The organism is Haloarcula sp. H-GB5 (assembly GCF_054850705.1).
On sequence record NZ_JBTWBG010000002.1, the window covers coordinates 710,740 to 731,045 of the forward strand.

The following is a 20,306-nucleotide window of genomic DNA, read 5'->3' on the forward strand; positions in this document are numbered from 1 at the left end:
CCGCGCGATACTGGTTTAGCGTTGTCTCGGCTCTCCGTGGCACTCCTAGAACGACCCCTGAGACAGCGTCTTTCGATGGGTGACACGACCGCGGTGCTCGGCGTCGTCGAACGATTCGACTGTTGCGAGCACACGACACCCGACGATATCCGCCTCGCCGTTTTCAAAGTGAAGGCGGGTCTCGCCGACCTGTGCGACCAGCTCGCCGGATTCCTCGTCGAGTTCGGTGACGTACACTTCTATCTCTTCGCCCGCCTCGAACGTCGGCGTGGTCGACCTGAAGGACATCCCGGTAAGGAACTTGCTGAACATGCTCATAGACGGGTCACATCCTTGGATTTGCGGTCAGTGGTGTACTCGAGCCCGAAGCCAGTCAACGCGGAGAGGAGGAACACACCGAACAGGAACCAGCCGTGGAAGACGTACGGCCACACCTGCACGGGGTTGACAACCATCGCGCTGGTGAACCACTCGTACTGTCCCGGGAGGCCCTGTAGCGTCGCAAAGCCGATGAGGACGCCGCCACCCCATGGGAAGATGTAGCCGAGCGCCGAGGTGTTCGCGTCGAGGATATTCGCTCGGCGGTAGCTGTTGATGTTGTACCGCTGGCCGATACGGGCGATGTACGGCGCAATCGCGATCTCTGCCGCCGTGTTGATCGTGATCATCGAGTTGACGAGGGCGGTGCCGACCACCATCGTCGTCTCGGCCTTTCGGACGCCCGTCGCGACGTTTTCGAGGAGCCATTCCTGTATCGCCTCGAAGCCACCGCCACGGATCATGATCTCCGACCCGGCGACGATGAGCAAGACGAGAACGATCAGCGGGAAGAACCCGGCTGCACCGTTGTAGATCGAGCCGGTGACGCCGGCGTTCTCTGCCGCGACTACTTCGGCGATGGGTAGTGAACCGGCCCAACTTGCGGCTGCTGACGTTTCGGGAACTTTGAACAGCAACACATCGCTCAGCGGTGCGAGATCGAAGACGACGTTGAAGACAACTGCAACGATGAGTCCCCACGAGATCGCTTCGACAATGTGTCGGCCCATGACTGCCGTCACAATGACGACAAGCATGGAAACGAGATGCAGCAGTCCCGCTGGTTCACTGTTCTGGACGAACAGGTCCTGTGCTTGCTGAGAGATGTCAAGCCCGCCCATCGCGTTTCCGGCGAAGACGTACGCTACAAGTGCTAGCACCGCCGCAATAACGGCGTATTTGAACCGTGAGGCGACGACGCCGCCAATATCAGCGTCTTGGGTCACCGCGCTCACGATCGTCGTATCGCTGACCGGCGCGAGATTGTCCCCGAAGACGGCCCCGGAGAGAATTGCCCCGAACAGCAACACCGGGTTCGCACCGAGCAGGATACCGGCCGGGAAGAAAAGCGCCGAGAAGGCGACTGCCGCGCCGTAGCCGGTTCCGATTCCGGTCGTGAACAGCGCTGCGAGGATGAACGTGGCAGCCGGGAACAGCGCGCCCCCGACGTCGGCCGCGTTCGCTGCCCAGACGAGTCCGCCGACGAAGCCGCCTGCCTGGAGCGTGTTTGAGAACATCCCTGCCCAGAGCCACGCGACGACTGCCGTCGCGGCGACTCGCTTTGTCATCCCATCGAAGATGGTGTTTGCGTAGTTCTTCCAGTCTCCTTTGGCGAAGAACATCCCGACGATGAGCGCCACGAGCATTCCCGCGACAAGCCCAGTCGTATCTCCGATACCGAACAGGCCACTCTGGACAATCGCCCATAGGATAAACAGCCCTATGGGAACGACACTCATCCACCGTCCGCCGTAGAACTCGATTGCTTCGACGTCCGGGCCAGAGATCTCCTCTATCTCTGTCCCATCGCCACTATCCGTGTCTGACATGCATTCTGTGCCTCATCAGATACACACGCAAAAGTTCATGATAATAGCTAACTCACCGGTAACAAATCATCGGAGCCGCCTCTGGTGAAGCCTTATCTCTCGACGGGCGCTGTGGGTATATAAAAGTCCACTCCTGTTGGAATTAGAGCAGCGTACCACCCCTGAATATAGCCCGTACTGAAGTGCGGGACGCTAATTTCAGACGCATATGCTAAAATTATAACCCTTGGTAATTGAGTGGTGCGTGGCTATCGGGATTCAGTATAATATCGGCGGAACCTGTTCCATTATGACCGGACTTTTTTATACCGGCATCAAGTTCACAGTGGTATGGACAGCTCTGGCGGTCGTCGTCTCCAGACGACCGAAACCTCCCTCGCGATCATCGATGCGGTAAACGAGATGGGGGAGGCGCGAATGAGTGAGCTTGCGGACCGGCTGGACCTCTCGACGAGTACGATTCACGTTCACCTCAAGACACTGCTGGACCAGGAATATCTGGTCAAACGGGGCGAGCAGTACCGACTCGGCATGAAGCTGTTCCACCTCGGCGAGGGCGCTCGGACCCGAAACGAGTGGTACGAGGTCGCCCGTCGCAAAACCCACGAACTCGCCGATAGCTGTGGCGAGGAGGTTACGTTCGCCGTCGAAGAGTACGGACGAGCGATAACGCTGTTCAACGTCGTCGCCAACGTCCCGTCGAAAGGGTTCCAGGTGGGGCGGTACTACTACCTGCACAACTCGGCAGTCGGCAAGGCAATCCTCGCCGCGTTGCCGGAAACCCGAGTCAACGAGATCCTCGACCGGTGGGGACTGCCCGAAGAGACGGAGTACACGATCACCGACCGCGAAACCCTTCAGGAAGACATTGAACGCACGAACGAGCGCGGCTATTCGGTGAACGATCAGGAAGCGGTCGAGGGGCTTCGGTCGGTCGGCGTACCGGTCACCGCCCCACACGGCGGCGTCCTCGGCGCACTAGACATCTCCGGCCCGCTGTATCGGCTGCCGCCGAACGAGGAACTCGCATCGATGCTGCAGGACGTTGTCGATGAACTGGAGTCGGAACTCGGGGTACAGTAGCGCTCGGTCGCGCCCTGTCGTCGCAAGCGAGGAACGGCTGTGTGAGGCCGATTCTGTGACCACAGACGTGACAAATCGAAGTACAGGCTGTGAGGCTCTACTGCCGTCCGTCCCGGTCAGTGTCTCTTGGACCGAGAAGCGTGGCCTCGACCTTCCGGAGGTGTTCGTGAAACGTCGTCTTCGCGATACCGAGTTCGTCGGCTAGCTCGCTCCCGCTTACCGCTCTCGGGTAGTCGTAATAGCCGCGGTTGCGGGCCAGTTCGAACACTTCGCGCTGCTTGTCGGAAAGCTGTCGGACGGCCAATCCCTCGGATTCCTTGCTTCCGGTGGTCGCGGACGTAATCTGTGTCACAGTTATCGTTGCGTCTTTCTCTTCGCACACGGCGTCGAGTTTCTCCTGTATCGTCGCCCGCGACTCGTCGATAGCGACCGTCCAGTACTCGGTCCCATCTCGGATGCGGATCGGCTCCTGATTCATGAATCCGTGTGAGACCAGCGCGTCGTGGATGCTCTCTTCGGGGCCGTATTCGACGAGCAGCGTACTCGTCGCTTTGTTTACTGGGGCCGATATTCCGCCGAAGCTACGACGGGTATCCATTTCCGTGACTGCGTGGGTGTGGTCGGACGCCCGGGTCGCCGCGACGAGCGCCTCGACCGCGGCCGCTGACTCAGCGTATGCGACGACGTGGGCCTTGACCTTCTCGTCGACCAGATACGCCGCGTTGACCAGCAGCCTGGCTGCAGTGGCCGCCGTCACCTCCCGCATCCAGCAGTCGGGATGCTCCAGTTCGAGTGTCAACTGGAGACCGCCGCTGGACGGGGCAGCGGTCGTATCGGAGCTGTCAGTGTCCACTGTTCTCTCTAGGTTCTGCGACGCGATAGCGCTCGCCTGTTCTCGGTTTCATCACCGGTCGTGCCCTCCAGTATTCCCACCGGGTGCCACACATGTAAGGCTCTGGTTTGTCAGTCACACCGGCAGTGTGCAGCAGTATGGACTTGCGGCGAAAATACGACGAAGGCACGCCCGCCGTTGTACTCGCAGAGGGGGCATTCGGAGAGCCGGAAGGCAAGACAGCCAACGGTATCGTCATGCACGGAGAGCTGTTCGACGCGCAGGCCGTCGTGGACTCGACGTGTCCGAGCCCCAACGCCGGAGCGGCCCTCGATTGGCCTGGCGCCGACGACGTCCCGGTCGTCGAGACCGTCAGCGAAGCGCTGGATCGAGCCCCGGACGCGGCCGTCCTTGTCATCGGCGTCGCGCCCGCTGGCGGTGACCTCCCGGACGCCTGGGTCGAGGCTATCCAGCGCGCGATGGAACAGGGCTGTGACGTTGTCTCCGGTCTGCACGTCTTCCTGAGCGAGCGCCCAGTCTGGACCGAGCGCGCACAGGAACACAGTGTCGACCTCGTCGACGTTCGGAAACCGCCGACAGTAGCCGATCTGACGCTCGGTGACGGCCGCGGGGACGAGGCTGACGCAGACGTCGTCCTGACGATGGGGACTGACTGTGCGGTGGGGAAGCGAACGACGACCTTCGAACTGTACCGGGCGGCGACCGATGCCGGACTTGACGCCGGCTGGGTCGCGACGGGACAGACCGGCATCCTCGTCGGCGCGGACCGCGGTGTGGTTATCGACCGGGTTCCGGCCGACTTTGTCTCGGGCGTCGTCGAGGACATGGTGCTCGATGTCGCGGCGGACCACGATATCGTGTTCGTCGAAGGGCAGGCCGCCCTCACGCACACCGCGTACGGCGGGGTGACGCTTGGACTGCTCCACGGAGCGGCCCCCGACGCAGTCGTGCTGGCCGACGACCCCTCCCGGGAGGCCCGGTCCCACTTCGATGACCTCACCGTGGCTGGCGTCGAGGCCGAACGCCGTGCGATTACCGACCTCACGGAGACGACAGTCGCCGCGCTCTCCACCTGGGGCGACCCGGAGTCGGAAACCGCCAGAACCGGCCTTCCGGCGGCGAACATCTACGACGATGACGGCCTAGAGACACTCCTTGCAGCCGTTCTGGAGGCGCTATGACCCGTATCGACCGCGTCTCCGTCGAACCACTTGACCACGAACTCCGCGAACCGTTCGAAATCTCACTCGGAACCCGAGAGAAAGCGCGGAATCTGGTCGTCGCAGTGGAGACTGACACAGGCATTGTCGGCCACGGGGAAGGGTCTCCGTTGCCGCCGGTGACTGGCGAGACACAGGCGGCTGCCGTGGCGACCGCTCGATCGGTAACGTCGATGCTTGAGGGTGCGGCTCTCGCCGACTACCGCGAACTCGTCAGTGACTTACGGGCCGCAGTGCCCGGAGCGGTTTCGGCACTGTTCGCCGTCGAGACGGCGCTGCTCGACGCCTACTGTCGCGACCGTGGCATCCCGCTCTCGGAGTTATTCGGTGGCGCGCCGGCCGCCGTTACGACTGATATCACCGTTCCGATAGTCTCGCCTGACGCGGCAGCCGAACGAGCCACGCGCGCCGCGGCTGCGGGCTTCGACCACATCAAGGTCAAGACCGGCGGCGCGGTCGACGACGACGTGGCTCGGACCGTTGCGGTTGCGGACGCCGCACCCGACGCGACGATTACGGTGGACGCGAATCAGGGCTGGACGCCGAAGGCCACAGAGCGGTTTGTCGACGAAGTGACCGCGGCCGGGGTCGATCTCGCCCTGGTCGAACAGCCGACGCCGAAGGACGATATCCGCGGTCTCGCGAGGGCGCGGGACAGGCTCTCGGTCCCTGTCGCCGCGGACGAGGCCGTGTTTACGCCCGCGGACGCAACTGCCGTGGTTCGCGACGGGGCTGCCGACGTGATCAACGTCAAACTCGGGAAGTCGGGGCTCCTCGGGGCAGCAGCAATTGTGAACATCGCCGAGGCCGCCTCACTCGACTGCATGCTCGGCTGTATGCTCGAAGGCGCAACCGGCATCGCGACGAGCGCCCATCTTGCCGCTGGTCTCGGCGCCTTCGACTACGTCGATCTGGATGGGCACCTGTTGCTTGACGAAACGCCGCCGTCGATGTCGTTCGGCCCGCACATCGATATTGACGGGCCGGGTCACGGGATCTCACCGCCTGCGGCTGTGAGTGACATGACTGAGAACTGAGCGCTGTGGCGTTTCGCTACGAAAAATACCGTCCGAGCGGTTACTCCGCGGACTCCGCCGCCTCTTCGATGTCGGGACCGTCTTCCGAAGTATCACTGCCAGTTGTTGCTCCGTCTCCGTCGCCGCCGTCGGTTGCCCCACTGTCCGCAGTGGCAGGGCTGTCGTCGGCTGCTGCATCGGCCGCCGGATCGCTGCCGTCTGAATCGTTCCCTTCGTTCGCTGGCTCCGTAGTGTCAGTGTCAGCTTCGAGCGATTCGGCCATCTCCGCCATCGCCGCAGCGGATTCGTCCGGCCGGTCTAGCACGGTCTCGGTGTGCATCCGCATCTCCTCGCTGGTGCGAATCGTCCCGTCGACCGTCGCGTTCTCGTGGAGTTCGACAGTCGTCCCCGAGATGTCGCCCCAGATTTTCGCACCCGGGCCGACGCGGACGGTGCCGCTGCGGGTCGTTACGTCCCCTTTGATCTCCGTGCCCCGGCCGACCACGATATCGTCTTTCGCGCGGAGGCTCCCGAAGATGACCGTGTCACGGCCGACTTCGAGGGACTTCGCGCGGATGTTGCCGTGGAGCCGGCAGTCGTCGCCGACCGTCGCCGGTGTCGAAACGCGCCAGGCGTCGTCCGAGACGCTCGCACCGCGTGGAATCAGAACCGGGTCGTGTTCGTCACTCCCGTCGTCTAACATCTCGTCGATCACCTCTTCAGCCGCGTCTTCCTCGCCGATGCGGAGGAGTTGCGAGAGGTAGACGAACAGGAAGACGATGGTCGGCATCGGGTTCCGGATGACGATCCAGCCGTTGGCTTCGAATCCGTTCTCGATGTCCACGTCGTCGCCAATATCCAGGTCGCCCGCGACACGGAGTTCGCCGCCGATATGTACCCGTTCGCCGATGTAGGCGTCCTCGCCGACCAGCACGTTGTCCGCGACGTCACACCACATATCGAGCCGACAGTCACCTTCGGCTTCGATGTGGCCGCCAAAGCGGACTCGCTCGTCGGCGATGACTGTCCGCCCGCGCACGCCGAACTCCACGGTCGACTGGCCGCCGACGATGACGTCACCGTCGGTCACCAGGTCGTGTTCCTCGACAGTCGTCCCGTCGGGAATGTCGAGTTCGGACAGCGGGTCGGAGCCGAGAGGCACGATTGCTATAGCGGTTTCGTTCATATTAAACCCTCATGACGTGCATGACGGGCGTCTGACGCTGGTCGGACGGGAACGGCATCGCCGCAGTTTCGCGCTGGTGGCACAGTCGGTGGCGCGGTATCGAACCTCGACGGTAGTGGAACGTGACATCTGAACGGCCATAACGAACTAAGCCGCTGACACAGTGGCTCCGATATGTTACTCGAACGCCGTCACCTCTCTCTCGCACTCGTGGTGCTGCTGGCAGCATCCGCTGGCTGTAGCGGGCTGTTCGGCTCTGGAACGGGTACGGGCACACCTGATACACCGACCTCGGCCGACGCCAACGGCCCTGCACCCGGATCGTCCGGGCTCGACGCGGCGGCCATCGAACGCGGGCACTTCGAGACGCTGTCGAACTCGTCGTTCACCACGTCGCTGTCGTTCCAGCTCTCGACGGTCCGTGACGGCGAGAACCGGTCGGTATTCATCAACCGGACGGTCGCAATCGACCGTGAGAGCGACCGATCGCTGTCGACGGGCGAACTAGTCCAGGCCAGCGGTGACACGCTGGTGACGACGACCTATACGGCCGACGGGACCACCGCCGAGCGTCGAGTCCTCGTCCGTGGTGACGAGGAGATGACGGACTACCGCGCCGCATCACCGCCGTACGACGGGCAAGTCCAGCCGGTCAACGAGAGCAGCGTCATCGACCGCTCGCTGCTCAAGTCGCTGGGGGCGGACATCAACTGGACCTACGCCGGGACGGAGACAGTCGACGGTGACAGCGTCTCGCGGTTCGAAGCGACCGGGAGCAACGTTACCGGCTTCACGGCCGACGACGCCGTCGCGACGAACGTCTCGGCCAACGAGACGACGGATTCGGCCAGTGCAACGGTTCTCGTTGACGAGGACGGCGTTGTCCGGTCGTTCCAGTACCGGGTGACGACCGAACGGGACGGCCGGCCGGTGACGGTGATGCTGTCGCTCTCCGTTTCGCAGGTCGATGACACCACCGTCACGGAGCCGGACTGGCTGTCAGAAGCAGAGAACTGACGAACGGCGGCAAAAACTACAGCGACTGCCCGGCGCTGAACTGCCTGGCGACCCACTGTGAACTGTCGAGCGCCTCGACGCCGTGCTGAAGACGCGACAGCCGGTCACGTGTTTCCGCTTCGTCCAGTTCCAACGCCCGCTCGATGGCATCAGCAATCGCGTTGATGTCGTGTGGATTGACCGTTAGCGCGCCGTCGAGATAGGTCGCCGCGCCGGCCAGTTCACTCAGCACGAGCGAACCGTCGCCGTCGACACAGGCCGCCGGGTACTCGTGGGCGACGAGGTTCATCCCGTCGCGGTGTGGCGTCACTACCGCGACATCAGCGGCTCGGTAGAGTCCGGCGAGCGTCTCGTTGTCGAGTTTGGCTTCGGTGTAGACGATGGGCTGCCAGTCGTCGGTCCCGAAGCGGTCGTTGACGCGCTCGACGGCATCGAGCACGTCCGACCGATACCGGCGGTAGGCGGCGATCCCCTCTCGCGTTCGGCTCGCCTTCTGGACGTACGTGAACGCTCCACGGAGGGCCGGCCGCCGGTCCCAGAGATGTGCCAGCGCCTCGATCCGTTCGGGGATGCCCTTCGAGTAGTCGAGCCGTTCGACGCCGAGTGCGAGCCGAAGCGACGTTTCCGAGCGGCTGCCGCCCAGCACAGTATCACGGATATCGGTCACGTCAGCGGCCCGTGCTCGGTCCCGAACACCCCCGACATCGATACCTAGCGGGTTCGCGACGACTCGTGTCCTGTCACCGCCGCGGATGACTGTGCCGCTGTCCGTGTCGATGGTCGCCGCGGAAAACGCGCTGTCGACGCAGTGCAGGAACTGCTCGGCGTACGCTGTCGTATGAAAGCCGATCACATCACAGGCCAGCAGTCCGTCGAGGAGCGCGTCGCTGTGGGGACAGTGCCGAAACACCGACGGCGCAGGCCAGGGGATGTGCCAGAACTGCAACAGTGTCGCATCTTTCCGCCGCTCCCGGACCAGTCTGGGCGCGAGCGCGAGATGATAGTCCTGAAACCAGACCGGCTGGCCCGCGTCGGCGACCGTATCGACGGCCTCGGCGAACTGCTCGTTGACGGCGCGGTACTGTTCCCAGTAGGCTGGTTCGGCCCACATCCGACCTGTATCCTCGTGGCAGAGCGGCCAGAGCACCTGGTTAGCGTAGCCGTAGTAGTAGCCCTGTACCGCCGCGTCGGAGAGCGGGACGCGTTTCAGGTCGTACGCCGGGTCCGACGGCGGTACTTCGACGATGCCCTCGTCGGCGACGGCCATGTCAGCGTCGCCGCTGCCCCAGGCGACCCAGGTGCCACCCCGTGACTGCATCACCGGGTCGAGTGCGCTCGTCAGCCCACCCGCCGCGGACTGGACCCGTATCTCGCCGTCGTCGTCCCGCTCGTGGCTATACGGTTCGCGGTTCGAGACGACCACCAGCGAGTCCGGAACGGCACCGTCTTGCGCGGTTACTGACACTCCCCGGCCCATTTGCCGCCCGTAAGGACTGCCCCATCTTGAGACTGTCGTGGGACGCCGGCGTAGCTACAGCGTGTAACCGGCCACCGCCGCCTGGAAGTCCTGTCATCTATGTCTGACGGTAAGAGAAAACTTATACCGGAGGCCTCGAAAGGAAGGGGTGAAAGCCGAAAGGGCACCCGGGTAGGGGTACACGGACGTGCCATTTCGGCTCAACTCGGTTTATCTGAACATAAATCCGGTAGCGACAGCCACGCTCCGGGCCAGTGCCAGCGTAGTGTGGTGTGACTGGACGGGGAAACAAGACAGAAGAACGTCCACTGCGTGGTGGCTGACAACAGATGGAATTTCACACCTGGGAACCAGTGTACGAGGCCATCCTCGACGACTTCGGCTACCCCCGTGGCGGCGATGAACGCGCCCGTGACCGCTTTGTCGAATTGCTCGGTGATGACGGGACGTACGACCCGGCGAGTCTTGGACTCGACGGTGCAACGGTCGCCGTCGCCGGGGCCGGCCCGTCGCTCGAATCCGAGGCCAACCGGGCAGCCGACGCCGATGTGGTCTTCGCGGCGTCCACGGCCGCCGACCGCCTCCAAACGGAAGGTGTGGCCATCGACTGCATGGTAACGGATCTGGACAAGAACGCCGACACCGGGCGGGAACTGACAGCTGCTGGGACACCGGTCGTCGCCCACGCTCACGGCGACAACATCCCGGCGCTGGAGACATACATCCCGACCTACGACAGCGAGTTCGTCGTGCCGACGACACAGGCGGCCCCCGCGCCACCGGTCCGGAACTTCGGCGGCTTCACCGACGGCGACCGCGCCGCGTTCCTCGCGGACCACTTCGGCGCTGGCTCGCTGGTGTTCCCCGGCTGGGACTTCGACGACCCGTCCGTAACTGCGGAAAAGCGCCGGAAACTCCGCTGGGCCGAACGCCTGCTGCGCTGGCTGGAACAGCGCCGCGGCGAGCGCTTCGATGTACTCGACGGCCGACGCGACGACATCGAGCCAGTGGCGACTGACTGAAAACGACGCCCCGACTCAGGGCGCTAACACATCGATGGTCGTGTCGATAGTGTCCGGTTCGGCAGCGCGGGGGAACGAGATGTTGATCGCGTCCACGCCATCGATGTCCTCGAACTGTGCGATGTGGTCGCGACATTCCTCGGGCGTACCGGCAACGGCAATGCTATCCAGTAGCTCGTCACTGATCGCGTCGACGGCGGCTTCTTTATTGCCCGACCCCCACTGCTCGGCGATCTCGTAGGCGGTGTCCTCGTACCCCTGGCGGGCCAGCGCGTCGCGGTAGAACGTCCCCATCCCGCCGATGTAGAACGCCACGTGCTGACGGGCCAGTTCCCGTGCCTGCTCCCGGTCGTCCATCGCACAGCACGTCAGCGACAGCGTCACCCGCTGGTCGGCCCGGTCGCGGTCACCGAGGTCTGCACCGTGCTCGAAGTCTTCTAATCGGTCCCGGAGGCCGTCGGCGGTCAGCATCAGCGCGTGCCAGCCGTCGGCGAAGCGACCGGCGAGTTCGACTGATTTCGGCCCGAGACCACCAGCGTCCACGGGCGGCGCGGGTTCGGGCGGTTCACAGCGCAGTCGGAACCCGGACAGCGAAAAGATGTCCCCGTCGTAGTCGACGGTCTCGCCGGAGAGCACCAGTTTCATGATGTCGACGGTCTCCCGTGTGTATTTGAGCGGATTCTCGAACTCACGGCCGTGCCAGCCCTCGATGACGATTGGCCCGGATGGTCCGACACCGGCGCGGAAGCGGCCGTCCGAGACTTCCTGTAGCGTCGCCGCGGTCTGGCCGAGCAGCGCCGGCGACCGCGAGTACACGTTCAGAATCGAGGAGCCAAGACCGACTGTCGACGTGTGCTCGGCGATGCTAGTCAGCGTCGTCACCGCGTCTCGTCCCCACGTCTCCGGGAGCCAGACTCGGTCGTAGCCACTGTCCTCGGCCTGCTGGCTCATCTCGACCAGCGTGCCGACCGACGGCTGTGCCGCGACCGGGAGATACACGTCTCGCGCTGTCATCTGTCACCCTCCATGCGTCGAGCAACGACCGGACCTGTTCCTGCCGGCTGGAACGTATGTGCCTGAGACATGGCTCGCAGTGCGGCCGCACGGGAGATAAAGCCACATGAGAGGGGGAGTGTCTCCCGTTGTCCGCGGTTTATTCACAGGATGGTACCGGCCCGGTACTGTCTCAGCAGGGGGTACTAGCGACGCGACAACAGCCGAAATGTATATTATCTGTCCACAATTCTCGACGAGTGAACCCGTGAATCCATATGCCCTCCTCGGAGCCGCTATTGTGTCCGAATTGCTCGGGACAACGTCGCTGAAACTCTCGGAAGGGTTCTCACGCCCCGTTCCCAGTCTCGGTGTCGTCGTCGGCTACGGTCTGGCCTTCTATCTGGTGTCGTTGACGCTCGAAGACCTCCCTATCGGCGTCGTCTACGGGACTTGGGCCGCGCTGGGCATCGTCGGTGTGGCTGCGATCGGGATTGTCGTGTTTGACGAGCCTATCGACCTCCCCGGTGCCGTCGGTATCTTGCTTATCATCATCGGCGTGTACTGTGTCAACGTCTTGTCCGAGATGTCCGCGCATTGAGCGGGAAACAGTCACGTCACATGTGACGCTGTGAGTGTGCCCGTACCGGACGGTTGGACGCTCGACTCGGCGACCGGCTATATGAGGCACCCGGTTCTACGGGTTCCTATGCCGTTCGACCCGGACCGCGTCACGACGATTACGTTCGACTCGTACAGTACCATCGTCGATGTCGAGGCAGCCCAGAAAGCCCTCGCCGACCGGGTGGACGACCCCCGACCGGTGTCCCGACTCTGGCGCTCCCGCTCGCTGGCGTACACCTTCCTCGCCAACCAGATCGATGCCTACAAGCCATTCTACGAGATGAACCGCGACGCCCTCCAGTACGCGCTGGACGTCCACGGCGTCGATATCACGACCGAAGAGCGCGACGAGATTCTTGCAGTCTACCACGAACTGGACGTGTTCGACGACGTTCGTGATGGGATGAATAAACTCTACGACGCCGGCTACGACCTCTACGTCGTCTCAAACGGCAATCCCGAGATGCTTGAGTCGATGGTCGAGTTTGCCGGCATCGGTGGCTTGCTCGAAGACACCGTCAGCGCCGACGAGATCCAGACGTTCAAGCCGGCGGCCGAACTGTACCGCCACGCGGCGGAGCGAACGGCGACCGACATCGAGGAAATCGCCCACGTCACTGCAGGCTACTTCGATGTGTACGGGGCGATGCACGCCGGGATGCAGGGCGTCTGGGTCAACCGCGACGACGGCCCGTGGGACGCTTTCGCCGGCGATCCGGACCTCACTATCGAGTCGTTCCACGACCTTCACGACGAACTGATGTGAGGAGCGAAAAAGACGTCTCGTGGTTCTGGTTCGGTGGGCTCGTCGAGAGAGTCAGGAAACGGCGTAGCAAGCGTCTCAGGGAAGACGGACTAGCTACTCAAAGCAGTCGCTCAAGCAGGCCACGGTCGCGGCGTTTCTCCGCCAGCAGGACCGAACACTCCACATCGTCGACAACGTCCAGCACGAGCGATTTGGAGACGAGCCGCCGAAGCAGACCCTCCTCGGTCGCGCCGATGAGGAGGAGCGTCGCGTCGGTGGCGGCGTTCTGGATCGCAGTCTCGACATCGCCGGACTTGACAAGGATCTCTGCGTCCTCCAGTCCCTGTTCTATCGCCCATTCTTGGAGGAATCGCTCGCCTGCCTCGCGGTCATCGTCGACGTTGAGCAGCGTCACTTCGGAGTCGTATTCGGACCGCAACAGTTTCGCGATGGCGGCCGACAGCTCGGAGTCCGGCCCACCGGCCGTCGGAAGCAGGATACGCGAGGGGTCGAACCCGCGGTCTTGGAGGACGAGGAAGTCACAGGGGACTGTCTCTGTGAGTTCGTCCATGGCCGACTCCGCCCGCCCCGGCGAGCCGTGTGCGTCCGGCCCCCACCCCATCACGACGAGGTCCGCTGTGTGTGTCCGAGCAGCGTCGAAAATAGCCTCGTAAGATTTGTGCGAGAGGATAGTGTGTGTCTCGACATCAACGCCGAACGTCTCGGCGTCCTCGCGGGCGCTATCGAGCAGTTTCTGTGAGCTCTTGTCTATCTCATCGGATCGATCGGCGGCAGCCGAAAGCGCCGTCTGGTCGGGGACGGTGACGACGTGGGTCGCGATCACGGTCCCGCCGCGCTGTTTGGCGATGGCGCTGGCGAGCGTGATGAGTTCCTGCTCATGTGCCGGATTCGCTAGTGGGACCATCACGCGGTACTGCCCGCCGTCGGGCTGGACGCCGGCGGCCGCGCTGACGGCTGCGTCCGGCATTTCGTCGGACCGCGAGATGATGTGTTTCGACAGAATCCCCTGTTTTTCCGTGCGCGAACGAGCGTAGAATCCGTACCACAGTATCGCGGCGGCGGCGATACCGAAAGAGAGCAACAGCGCGTCGGTGGCGACGAACACCAGCAGCGCGAAGGAGAGCACGACGCCGAGAATCGGCAGGAGGGGATACAGCGGCACCACGAAGTCCGGCGCGTACTCCTCCGGATTCACGTACCGCATGACGATGAGTGCGACGTTGAGCAATCCGTAGATGATGAGATGCAGGCCCGACGCAGCGCCCGAGAGGAGCGTGAGATCCCCGATAATGATAAACAGGAGAATCAGGCCGCCGGTGATGCCGATCGCTCTGTATGGCGTCCCGTAGCGGGGGTGTATCTCGTTGAGAGCCGGCGTGACGATCCGGTCACGCCCCATAGCGAAGTTGATACGCGAGGACGCGAGGATAGAGGCGTTCGCGCTGGACGCAGTGGCGAGCAAGCCGCCGAACAGGAGCGCACCGCCCATTACGGCCCCCTGAATGTAGCTCCCGACCTCGACGACAGCGATCGGGTTTTCGGCGTCGGAACTGATGATATCCGCGATGAACCCCTGCGGGACGGCTGCGCTCATAATCACGAGGACGAGCGCGTAGATGACGGTCACGATGACGACGCTGCCGATGACTGCCCGCGGAAGGTTCTTTCCAGGATCTTTGATCTCCTCGGCCACGCTCGTAATCTGGACGAAGCCGAGATAGGAGACGAAGATGAGTCCCGTGGTCTCCAGCGTGGTCACCACGTCAGTAGCGGCCGGCAGGTTCGACGGCTCGGCCCGGAGCGTTCCGAGAAGTGTGAATACGGTGAGAATACCGATAAGCAAGACCACGATGATATTCTGAAGCCGCCCGGTCTCTTTCGCGCCGACGTAGTTGATAAAGACGAAGAACGCGCCGCCGGCTAGTGCCACTAGCTTTACTACACTGATCGATATCGGGCCGACGCCGACACTGCCGGCTAATCCGAAAATACGGGCGATGTATCGGCCGAATCCGACCATGTAGAACGCGCTGGCGAAGGCCAGACCGAGCCAGTTGGCCCAGCCGGCGACCGAGCCGAACATCGGCCCGAGCGCGTGATTGACGTAGTAATAGGCCCCGCCGGAGCGAGGCATCGCCGTGCCGAGTTCGCTGGCCGACAGTGCTGTGAACATGGCGATGATGCCGCCCAGCACGAACGCCACGGACGCCAGCGACCCGGCTTTGAGGATGGCTTCGCCCGGGAGGACGAAGATGCCCGCGCCGATCATCGTCCCAACGCCGATGGTCAGCGCCGCCAGCGGTCCAAGGTCTTTGGCAAGGTCTTCCTCGCTCATGTTCCATCCTCTCGTGGGAGGGCGATGACGGGGCGGTCCGCATCTGTCACCAGCTTCAGGGAAATGTCACCGGAGAGAAACTGCATGAGCCGGTTCCCGCCACGGGACCGATAGGCAATGGCGCTGGCGTCCACTTCGTCAGCGGCCTCGAATATTTTCGCCGCGACATCTCGACCGTATGCGGTGTGGTCGCTGGCGTCGGGGAACACTGACCGGACGGCAGCGTACGCCTCTTCGGCCAACTCCTCGGACTGTTCGACCGGCGTCTTGTCCGGAACACCACCGCCCTTTTCAACGACGTGCAGGGCAGTCACGCTGTTCGGCTCGTACGGTTCAAGCGCTCTTGCTGTCGCCAGCGCATCGTCTTCAGTAGCGACAGGAACAAGTACGTGACCGAGGAGACCCTCATCCGTGGGCTCACTGCTCATAGTGGTGGGTGAAGCCACTCGCTGTTAAGCGTGTGTATCCGCTTTCTCGCACACGAATAAATAGTAAGAGACGGTGGATCTCAGGCTGACAATTCGGTCTGCTACCCGCGCATGAGATTCAACACTTCGTCGACGACATCGGTTTCGACGGCGAGAATATACTGCTCGTCAGGCTCCAGAACCGTATCAGCTCCTGCGAGTTCCGTTCGGTCCGCCGTCGAGATCAGCAGACTGCCGGACGGAAGCGCGATTTCATCGAGACGACGCCCCGCCACGGGAGCGGACGGGGCGACGGTCACCTTGATGATATCGAGGTCTGCGGTCGGATAGACGAGCGTCCGGATATCTTCACCGGTCAGTATATCAGCCGCATGGTCCCCGCCGAGATACTCGGGTAGCAGCGTCGCGTCGACGACTTCGTCGTACTCGTGATCCGCCTCCGTCTCCGCTCTTGCGATGGTTCGAATCGAGGGCGCGTACTGTTGGGCCTCCATGCAGATGGCGAGGTTCGTGCCCGGTTCGTCAGTGAGTGCGGCGATAGCGTCGGCCTCGGCCAAGTCGGCCTGTTGCAGAATCGACGGTCGCGTGGCGTCCCCGTGGATGACCGGCCCGATATACGCATCTGACAGCACCTCGACGCGCTCCTCGTCGGACTCGATCAGCAGTACGTCGTGACCCTGATCGACGAGGTTCTCGGCGGTCTGTTTCCCGACGCGCCCGCCGCCGGCGATGATGAATCGCTTTGTCCGGGCCATTAGCGTACTGTTGAGAACGTGCCATCTTCAATGCCCCGACAGTTCCAGCCGGCTGAGAACATGGACGACCATACTGAGGGGCCAGTCGGCAGAAGCTTTTATCAAATCCCCTCACAGTTCTTACAATAGAAGAACTAACCCCGGTACTCAAATGGACCGAACGGAGTACATACAGCGTACGATGGACGGCGTGCCAGTTACAAACAGGATGCATGAGTAAGAGCCAGACACGGTCGCCCGAGGCTGAACTCGGGCTACTTGACGCGACGATGATCGGGATGGGTGCGATGATCGGGGCCGGTATTTTCGTGTTAACCGGGCTGGCCGCCGAAATCGCTGGGCCAGCCGCGATCCTCGTCTTCGCGCTGAACGGCGTCGTGACGGCGTTCACAGGCCTTTCCTACGCAGAGCTTGCCGCCTCGATTCCGAAGAGCGGCGGTGGCTACGCGTTCGTGCGGGAGATATTCGACGACTTCGCCTCGTTCATCATGGGCTGGATGCTCTGGTTCGCCTACATGATTGCGGGGGCGCTGTACGCGCTAGGGTTTGCGCCGAACTTCCTCGAACTGTTGCACGTCTACGGGGTGGTCCCGTCACCGGACGAGATCGGCGCCGTTGCAGTTCCGGTGATTGAAACGGGACTTCCACCGGCCTTCTTGTTGGCGTTTGTTGCGGTGCTGGGACTTGTGGCGCTCAACGCGGTTTCGACGGCTGCCAGCGGCAGCGTCGAGACGATTTTCACTATCATCAAGGTGTCTATTCTGGTCGTGTTCGTTGCGTTCGGACTCACGTCACCGATGTTTTCCGGGGCCGAATTCCAGCCACTGTTCCCGGAGGGTGGTGGAGCGGCGGCCGTCTTGCCAGCGATGGGGCTCACCTTCATCGCCTTTGAAGGGTACGACCTCATCACCACTGTCACTGAGGAAGTACAGAACCCGCGAGAAAACATCCCGAAAGCGATTTTCATTAGCCTCGCTGTGACTGTCGTCGTCTACCTGGCAGTTGTGACGGTCGCTATCGGGACGCTCGGGGCCGAGGGGCTCGCCGATGCTGGCGAAGCTGGTATCGCCGAGGCAGCGACCTCGTTCATGCCGACCGGGTTACCGATCATCCAGAACGGTGGGGCGCTCATCGTCTTTGGCGCTGTGTTCTCGACGCTCACTGCGCTCAACGCCGTCGTTATCGCGTCGTCACGCGTCGCGTTCTCGATGGGACGCGAAGGGCAGTTACTCCCCTCGATTGGCCAGATACACCACCGCTACGGGACGCCGTTCGTTGCCATCCTCACCAGTGCCATCGTGATGCTTGGCTCAGTCGCACTGCCGACACAGAGCGCCGGCAATATGTCGAGCTTGTTTTTCCTGCTCTCGTTTATTATTGTCAACGTCGCGGTCATCAGGCTCCGACGGGAACGGCCGAATATGAATCGGCCGTACGAGATGCCGTTCTACCCGGCACCGCCGATAATCGGTATCGCACTCAATCTGATTCTGACGGGGGTGCTGATAGAGTTCCTGCTCCGGACGGATCCACTGGCACTGGCACTCAGCGTCGCATGGATCTTGCTCGGCGCGGTCGTGTACTTCGCCCTCAAACGGATAAAACAGCAATCGGACCGCGAGCAAGCGACTGCCGTCAGCGAAATAACACCCGAGGCTGAAGACTAACTCATGACCAGAACACTCGACATTATCATCGCAGGCGGTGGCCGCGTCGGTTTCCAGACAGCCGAGATACTCGCCGACCGCGGTCACGATGTGACGATTATCGAACGCGACGAGCGGATAGTTTCGGATATCGCCGATCAGTGGGTCGCGACGGTTATCCAGGGCGACGCGACGGACCCGGACATCATCGAACAGACAGGCATCGAGCGAGCGGACGCAATTGCTGCGCTCACGGGTGAATCCGGGCTGAACCTTGCGGTCTGTTTAGCTGCTGCGGAGCTGACGCCCGACATCCGAACGATCGCGCGTATCGACCGCACAGCCGGTGAGGCGTACACCCGATTTGTCGATGCGGTGGTCTTTCCCGAACGGGCCGGTGCGAGGGTGGCAGCAAACGAAATCCTGGGGAGCGATGTCGAGACGCTTGCCGACGTGACGGGCTCCCTCGATATCATGCTCGTCCGCGTCGCTGATGGCGCTCCGGCTGCCGGAAAAGCACTCACAGAGGTCCGATTTCCCGAGGGTGCCCTCGTTGTCTCCGACGATAACGGTGAGCGGATCGCCCGTGCCGACACGACCCTAACACCGGGGAGCCGCTACGTTATCGCCGTCGAACCTGATGTCGTCGATGAGGTCATGAATCTGATGCGCGGGTAGTGACCCGCAGTCAGCCCTGTTCCTTCGCTGAACTCTCCACGTGATTCACGCGGTCCCACACAGCCACTGTCTGTCGGGATTGCGACGCAGGGATGCGTGAAAATTAATCGCTGCAGTACGGACCAGCCGCGACGCCTACACCCGGCGTGACAGCGAGGTCCGTAGTTCGCCGGCAAGCTCCCGGTGCCCGTCCTCGGCGAGGCTGTCGGTGACGACTTTCAGTGCAGCCGCGGAGCCGCCGACGTAGAGGCCGCCGCTGTCTTTCTCGACTACTACCACGTCGGTCACCTCGGCGACGGCCCGAATGCTCGCGCGGGCGTCGTCGGTCAGGTCGCCGAGCAGGAACGTGAGCGTCGCGCCGTCGTCGGTGCCGCCGGCCACCGTCTCGCCGAGGGCCTGATGGCGCGCGACCTCACGCAGGGACACGTCGGTCAGTTCTGCCACGGTGGGGCCGGGGTCGGTCTCTGGTCGCGTCGTCCGTTCGTCGCCGAGCGCGTCGGCCACTTTGACCACATCGTGGGTTTCCTGTGTGTCGTGGGTTCGGATGATGTGTGCGCCGCGTTCCGCTTCCATCGTCGCCGCGGCCAGTGACACGGCGAGCTGGTTCTCCGTCTCGGGCTGGTCGGCCAGATCGCCGAGGAAATCCTCGCGGTTCGTCGCGGTGAGCATCGGCCGGTCGAAGGCGCGGAACTCTCGGAGCCGGCGGAACATCTCCCAGTTGTCCTCGAACTCCTTGCCGTCGTACCAGCCGCCGAAGGCCGGATCGATGATGGTCTTGTCCGTGAACCCGTCCCGCTGGAGCGCTTCGAAGATGTCGTCGATAGTTTTCAGCGCACCGGGGCGAGCCAGATCCGGCGGGCTGGCCATCTTGACGACCGGCATATCGTGGTCTTCGACGACACCTTTCATCTCCGGGTCGGCGAACCCACACACGTCGTTGATGAGGTCGAAACCGTAGCCGATGGCTTCTTCGGCCACTTCGGCGTAGCGAGTTTCGAGTGACAGCGGTACATCGGCATCGAGTTCGTCGACGAGCGGGCCGACCTCTTCGAGTCGCTCTTTCTCCATCTCGACTGGCTTGGACTCGTACTTGGGGTTGGCCGACTGCAGGCCGACGTCGATGATGTCCGCGCCGGCCGGGACGAGGTTCTCCTCGATAGCCTCGGCGGCTTCCGCGGGGTCCAGATACACGCTCGGCTTGTAGCCGGAGTTCGAACTCATATTCAGCACGCTCATGACGCGTGTCGGGTGGCCATCACCCACCGGGAGGCCGTCGATTTCGACCGTTCGCATACCGCTTTCTGGGGACTGTGGATACAAAGGTCCCGCGACATCGGCG

The 20,306-nt window shown here is 62.9% G+C and carries 19 protein-coding genes; 9 read left to right on the plus strand and 10 right to left on the minus strand.

Features of this window, described 5'->3' with window-relative positions; all coding sequences use genetic code 11:
- Nucleotides 1–45: 45 nt before the first annotated feature.
- A complete protein-coding gene (locus ACYJ11_RS11630) occupies nucleotides 46–318 on the minus strand; it encodes a DUF7513 family protein (protein WP_170098122.1) in 273 nt (90 codons plus the stop codon).
- Complete coding sequence (locus ACYJ11_RS11635) at nucleotides 315–1,868, minus strand: Na+/H+ antiporter NhaC family protein (RefSeq protein WP_461647890.1); 1,554 nt, start codon at nucleotides 1,866–1,868, stop codon at nucleotides 315–317. Before ACYJ11_RS11635 ends, ACYJ11_RS11630 begins: the two co-directional genes overlap by 4 nt.
- Nucleotides 1,869–2,198: 330 nt before the next feature.
- On the opposite strand from ACYJ11_RS11635, the gene ACYJ11_RS11640 reads away from it, so the two are divergent.
- Nucleotides 2,199–2,951 (plus strand): IclR family transcriptional regulator, encoded by a 753-nt coding sequence (locus ACYJ11_RS11640; RefSeq protein WP_461647891.1) that lies wholly within the window; start codon nucleotides 2,199–2,201, stop codon nucleotides 2,949–2,951.
- A 97-nt stretch (nucleotides 2,952–3,048) separates the two neighbouring features.
- Here ACYJ11_RS11640 and ACYJ11_RS11645 read toward each other — a convergent pair whose 3' ends face one another.
- Nucleotides 3,049–3,804, minus strand: coding sequence for a helix-turn-helix domain-containing protein (locus tag ACYJ11_RS11645; RefSeq protein WP_461647892.1), 756 nt, complete (start codon nucleotides 3,802–3,804; stop codon nucleotides 3,049–3,051).
- A 137-nt stretch (nucleotides 3,805–3,941) separates the two neighbouring features.
- Here ACYJ11_RS11645 and ACYJ11_RS11650 point away from each other — a divergent pair, with 137 nt between their 5' ends.
- Together ACYJ11_RS11650 and ACYJ11_RS11655 are read left to right on the plus strand one after the other, a co-directional pair.
- Entirely contained in the window at nucleotides 3,942–4,985 is a 1,044-nt protein-coding gene (locus tag ACYJ11_RS11650) for a DUF1611 domain-containing protein (RefSeq protein ID WP_461647893.1), read from the plus strand.
- Nucleotides 4,982–6,061 carry a dipeptide epimerase gene (locus ACYJ11_RS11655; protein ID WP_461647894.1) on the plus strand — a complete coding sequence of 360 codons (1,080 nt, stop codon included), beginning with the start codon at nucleotides 4,982–4,984 and terminating at the stop codon, nucleotides 6,059–6,061. Before ACYJ11_RS11650 ends, ACYJ11_RS11655 begins: the two co-directional genes overlap by 4 nt.
- Before the next feature lie 40 nt (nucleotides 6,062–6,101).
- Here the strand turns inward: ACYJ11_RS11655 and ACYJ11_RS11660 are convergent, their stop codons facing one another.
- Entirely contained in the window at nucleotides 6,102–7,226 is a 1,125-nt protein-coding gene (locus tag ACYJ11_RS11660) for a polymer-forming cytoskeletal protein (RefSeq protein WP_461647895.1), read from the minus strand.
- A 174-nt stretch (nucleotides 7,227–7,400) separates the two neighbouring features.
- On the opposite strand from ACYJ11_RS11660, the gene ACYJ11_RS11665 reads away from it, so the two are divergent.
- Entirely contained in the window at nucleotides 7,401–8,243 is an 843-nt protein-coding gene (locus tag ACYJ11_RS11665) for a DUF7537 family lipoprotein (protein ID WP_461647896.1), read from the plus strand.
- Between the two features lie 16 nt (nucleotides 8,244–8,259).
- Here ACYJ11_RS11665 and ACYJ11_RS11670 read toward each other — a convergent pair whose 3' ends face one another.
- On the minus strand, nucleotides 8,260–9,720 hold the full coding sequence (locus ACYJ11_RS11670; protein WP_461647897.1) for an alpha,alpha-trehalose-phosphate synthase (UDP-forming): 1,461 nt from the start codon (nucleotides 9,718–9,720) through the stop codon (nucleotides 8,260–8,262).
- Nucleotides 9,721–10,049: 329 nt separating this feature from the next.
- Between ACYJ11_RS11670 and ACYJ11_RS11675 the strand changes: the two genes are divergently transcribed.
- Nucleotides 10,050–10,742: a 6-hydroxymethylpterin diphosphokinase MptE-like protein gene (locus ACYJ11_RS11675; RefSeq protein WP_461647898.1), complete on the plus strand. Its 693-nt coding sequence runs from the start codon at nucleotides 10,050–10,052 to the stop codon at nucleotides 10,740–10,742.
- Between the two features lie 15 nt (nucleotides 10,743–10,757).
- On the opposite strand, the gene ACYJ11_RS11680 is transcribed toward ACYJ11_RS11675, so the two are convergent.
- On the minus strand, nucleotides 10,758–11,756 hold the full coding sequence (locus ACYJ11_RS11680; protein WP_461647899.1) for a TIGR04024 family LLM class F420-dependent oxidoreductase: 999 nt from the start codon (nucleotides 11,754–11,756) through the stop codon (nucleotides 10,758–10,760).
- Nucleotides 11,757–12,003: 247 nt separating this feature from the next.
- Here ACYJ11_RS11680 and ACYJ11_RS11685 point away from each other — a divergent pair, with 247 nt between their 5' ends.
- Both ACYJ11_RS11685 and ACYJ11_RS11690 read left to right on the plus strand, forming a co-directional pair.
- The gene (locus ACYJ11_RS11685) at nucleotides 12,004–12,336 is read left to right on the plus strand and encodes a DMT family transporter (RefSeq protein ID WP_049919248.1); all 333 of its coding nucleotides are present in this window, start codon (nucleotides 12,004–12,006) and stop codon (nucleotides 12,334–12,336) included.
- Nucleotides 12,337–12,444: 108 nt separating this feature from the next.
- A complete protein-coding gene (locus ACYJ11_RS11690) occupies nucleotides 12,445–13,125 on the plus strand; it encodes a haloacid dehalogenase type II (RefSeq protein ID WP_461647900.1) in 681 nt (226 codons plus the stop codon).
- 97 nt (nucleotides 13,126–13,222) lie between these two features.
- Here the strand turns inward: ACYJ11_RS11690 and ACYJ11_RS11695 are convergent, their stop codons facing one another.
- The 3 genes from ACYJ11_RS11695 to ACYJ11_RS11705 all read right to left on the minus strand — a co-directional run bounded on the left by ACYJ11_RS11695 (nucleotide 13,223) and on the right by ACYJ11_RS11705 (nucleotide 16,643).
- Nucleotides 13,223–15,460 (minus strand): amino acid permease, encoded by a 2,238-nt coding sequence (locus ACYJ11_RS11695; RefSeq protein WP_461647901.1) that lies wholly within the window; start codon nucleotides 15,458–15,460, stop codon nucleotides 13,223–13,225.
- A complete protein-coding gene (locus tag ACYJ11_RS11700; RefSeq protein ID WP_461647902.1) occupies nucleotides 15,457–15,888 on the minus strand; it encodes a universal stress protein in 432 nt (143 codons plus the stop codon). The genes ACYJ11_RS11695 and ACYJ11_RS11700 overlap by 4 nt, the downstream gene beginning before the upstream one ends.
- Nucleotides 15,889–15,989: 101 nt before the next feature.
- Nucleotides 15,990–16,643, minus strand: coding sequence for a potassium channel family protein (locus tag ACYJ11_RS11705; RefSeq protein ID WP_461647903.1), 654 nt, complete (start codon nucleotides 16,641–16,643; stop codon nucleotides 15,990–15,992).
- Nucleotides 16,644–16,855: 212 nt separating this feature from the next.
- Here ACYJ11_RS11705 and ACYJ11_RS11710 point away from each other — a divergent pair, with 212 nt between their 5' ends.
- A complete protein-coding gene (locus ACYJ11_RS11710) occupies nucleotides 16,856–18,310 on the plus strand; it encodes an APC family permease (RefSeq protein ID WP_461647904.1) in 1,455 nt (484 codons plus the stop codon).
- 3 nt (nucleotides 18,311–18,313) lie between these two features.
- The gene (locus tag ACYJ11_RS11715) at nucleotides 18,314–18,967 is read left to right on the plus strand and encodes an NAD-binding protein (RefSeq protein ID WP_461647905.1); all 654 of its coding nucleotides are present in this window, start codon (nucleotides 18,314–18,316) and stop codon (nucleotides 18,965–18,967) included.
- 135 nt (nucleotides 18,968–19,102) lie between these two features.
- Here the strand turns inward: ACYJ11_RS11715 and ACYJ11_RS11720 are convergent, their stop codons facing one another.
- The gene (locus ACYJ11_RS11720) at nucleotides 19,103–20,260 is read right to left on the minus strand and encodes a dihydropteroate synthase (RefSeq protein WP_461647906.1); all 1,158 of its coding nucleotides are present in this window, start codon (nucleotides 20,258–20,260) and stop codon (nucleotides 19,103–19,105) included.
- Nucleotides 20,261–20,306 lie beyond the last annotated feature (46 nt).